Origin of the sequence: Methylobacterium indicum (genome assembly GCF_001043895.1) — a bacterium.
GTDB classification, from domain to species: domain Bacteria; phylum Pseudomonadota; class Alphaproteobacteria; order Rhizobiales; family Beijerinckiaceae; genus Methylobacterium; species Methylobacterium indicum.
Window position 1 is genome coordinate 1 of the sequence record NZ_JTHF01000362.1, and the last position, 3,096, is coordinate 3,096.

Here is a 3,096-nt window from a genome sequence, read left to right on the forward strand (position 1 = left end):
CGTACGAGGACCGGCGGGCGGAGCGGGCGGACGACCTCGACGCCATCGCGGCCCGGCTCGCGGCCTGGGCCGAGGCGGCCTCGAGCCCGGAGGCGCGGCGGCGCCGGCACGACCGGATCGGCCTGACCTTCGGGGCGGCCGGGAGCGGCTGGAACGAGGAGCGGGTGCTGGAGCGCTACGAATTGCTGTTCGAGGCCGGGCTGGTGCCGGAGGCCGGGGCGAGCCCGGACGAGAGCGCCCTCCTCACCGGCCGGCCGATGGCCTTCGACCACCGCCGGATGCTCGCCACCGCCCTCGGGCGCCTGCGCGGCAAGATCAAGTACCGGCCGGTCGTCTTCGAGCTGATGCCCCCGACCTTCACCCTCGGCCAGCTTCAGCGCGTCGTGGAGGCCTTGTCGGGCATCCTCCTGCACAAGCAGAACTTTCGCCGCCTCGTCGCCCATCAGGGCCTCGTCGAGGAGACCGAGGCCGTCACCGCCGAGACCGGCGGGCGCCCGGCCCGGCTGATGCGCTTTCGCCGCGAGGTGCTGCTGGAACGTCCGGCGCCCGGGCTGCGGCTTCCCTCGAACCGGATCGGTTGAGCGACGTCGGCCACCGACAATGACGCGACACCTTACCGCACTTATGCTCAGATCCAACATATCTGGACAGCCTGAAATCCGGGGATTAGCCTAGCCGGGTAAATGCTCATTATGAGCATATCGGGAGGCGAGAATGGACGCGGCATCCCTCGATCGGGCAGGCTCCCTGCCCCTGCCGGAGCTGTACGACCGGGTGCGCCACCACGTCCCAACGATCGAATGGCCGGCGCTGGCCGGCGACGTCACGGCGATCCAGGCCCTGAAGCGGGAGCGCAACGCCGTGGTGCTGGCGCACAACTACCAGGCGCCGGAGATCTTCCACACGGTCGCGGACATCGTCGGCGACAGCCTGGCGCTCGCCCGCGAGGCCGCCCGCACCGATGCCGACGTGATCGTGGTGGCGGGCGTGCACTTCATGGCCGAGACCGCCAAGATCCTGAACCCGACGAAGACCGTGCTGATCCCGGACCTCGCGGCCGGCTGCTCCCTGGCCGATTCGATCACCGCCGCCGACGTGCGGGCCCTGCGCCGCCGCCACCCGGGCGTGCCGGTGGTGACCTACGTCAACACCTCCGCCGCCGTGAAGGCGGAATCCGACCTCTGCTGCACCTCCGGCAACGCGAAGGCGGTGGTCGAGTCGCTCGGCGCGAAGCGCGTCCTGATGATCCCGGACGAGTACCTGGCGCAGAACGTCCAGGCCGAGCTGCCCGGGATCGAGATCCTGACCTGGGCCGGCCATTGCGAGGTGCACGAGCGCTTCACGGCAGCCGACATCCGCGAGGCGCGGGAGGCCTATCCGGGCGTGACGGTGCTGGCTCACCCCGAATGCCCGCCGGGCGTGGTGGCGGAGGCGGATTTCTCGGGCTCGACCGCGGCGATGCAGGATTACGTGGAAACGCGGCGCCCGGCGCAGGTGGTGCTGATCACCGAATGCGCGATGGCCGACAACCTGGCGGTGCGCAATCCGGACGTCGCGTTCGTCAAGCCGTGCAACCTCTGCCCGCATATGAAGCGGATCAGCCTGCAAAAAATCCGGCGGAGCCTGGAGGGGCTGACCCACGAGGTCACGGTACCGGACGACCTGATCGCCCCGGCGCGCCGCGCCGTCGAGCGCATGCTGGCGGTCCGGGCATGACGGCCGATCGCGTCGTCGTGGTGGGGGCCGGCGTCGCCGGCCTCGCCACGGCCCTGCGGCTGGCGCCGCTCCCCGTCACCCTCGTCACCGCGGCGCCGCTGGGCGAGGAGACCGCCACGGCCTGGGCGCAGGGCGGCATCGCGGCGGCGATCGGCGCCGACGACGCCCCGGCGCTCCACGCCGCCGACACGCTCGCGGCCGGCGCGGGCCTGAGCGACGCCGGCATCGCCGGCATCGTCGCCGGGGCCGGCCCCGGACTGGTGGACTGGCTCGTCGGGCTCGGCCTCGCCTTCGATCGCGGCCCCGACGGCGCCCTGGCGCTCGGCCTCGAGGCGGCGCATTCCCGCCGCCGCATCGTCAAGGCGGGGGGCGATGCCACCGGCGCCGCGGTCCTGCGCACGCTGGCCCGGGCGGCCGCGGCCTGCCCGTCGATCACCGTGACGGTCGGGCGGGCGACGGCCCTGGCGCAGGACGGCGAGGGCCGGGTCACCGGCCTCGTGCTGCGCACCGACCGGGGAGCCCTGGACCTGCCGGCCCGGGCCGTGGTGCTGGCGACCGGGGGCCTCGGCGGGCTCTACCGCGCGACCACCAACCCGGCCGGCGCGGTCGGGGCCGGCCTCGCCCTGGCGGCCCGGGCCGGCGCGGTCCTGCGCGACGTCGAGTTCGTGCAGTTCCACCCGACGGCGATCGCGCTCCGCACCGACGGCCCGCTGCCGCTCGCCACCGAGGCGCTGCGCGGCGAGGGCGCGATCCTGGTCGACGCCGCGGGCGGCCGGGTGATGGCCGGCATCGCCGGGGCGGAGCTGGCGCCCCGCGACGTGGTCGCCCGGGCCATCGCCCGGCGGACCGGCCGGGGCGAGGCGGTCTTCCTCGATGCCCGCCGGATCGACGTGGCGCGCCGCTTCCCGACCGTGGCCGCCCTCTGCCGCGGCGCCGGGCTCGACCCGGCGGTCTCACCGATCCCGGTGCGGCCGGCGGCGCATTACCACATGGGCGGGATCCGGGTGGACGGGTGCGGCCGCAGCACGCTCGCCAACCTGTGGGCCTGCGGCGAGGTCGCGGCGACGGGCCTGCACGGGGCGAACCGCCTCGCCAGCAACTCGCTCCTCGAGGCGATGGCCTTCGCGGTGCGGATCGCCGCGGACATCCGGGGCATGGACGCCCCTGCCGCGGGCGCGGGCCGCGGCCCGGACCCGCTCGCCGCGTGCGACGCCCTGCCGGAGATCCGCGACCTACAAGAAATCCGCGACCTGCAAGAAATCCGCGACCTGCAAGAAATCCGCGACCTGATGCAGGCGGAGGTCGGGCTGGTGCGCGACGAGGCCGGCCTCGCCCGGGCCGCCGCCCGGCTCGCCGCCCTGGCCCGGGCGAGGCCGGCCT

The 3,096-nt window shown here is 74.6% G+C and carries 3 protein-coding genes; all 3 read left to right on the plus strand.

Translation table 11 applies throughout. The annotated features are described in order from the left end of the window. On the plus strand, positions 1 to 581 hold a 581-nt coding region (locus QR78_RS29945; RefSeq protein ID WP_048431275.1), incomplete at its 5' end, for an NUDIX hydrolase. 133 nt (positions 582 to 714) lie between these two features. Further along, entirely contained in the window at positions 715 to 1,716 is a 1,002-nt protein-coding gene (nadA, locus tag QR78_RS29950) for a quinolinate synthase NadA (protein WP_048431276.1), read from the plus strand. Further along, a partial coding sequence (locus QR78_RS29955; RefSeq protein WP_048431277.1) for an L-aspartate oxidase occupies positions 1,713 to 3,096 on the plus strand: 1,384 nt, incomplete at its 3' end. The genes nadA and QR78_RS29955, both read left to right, overlap by 4 nt.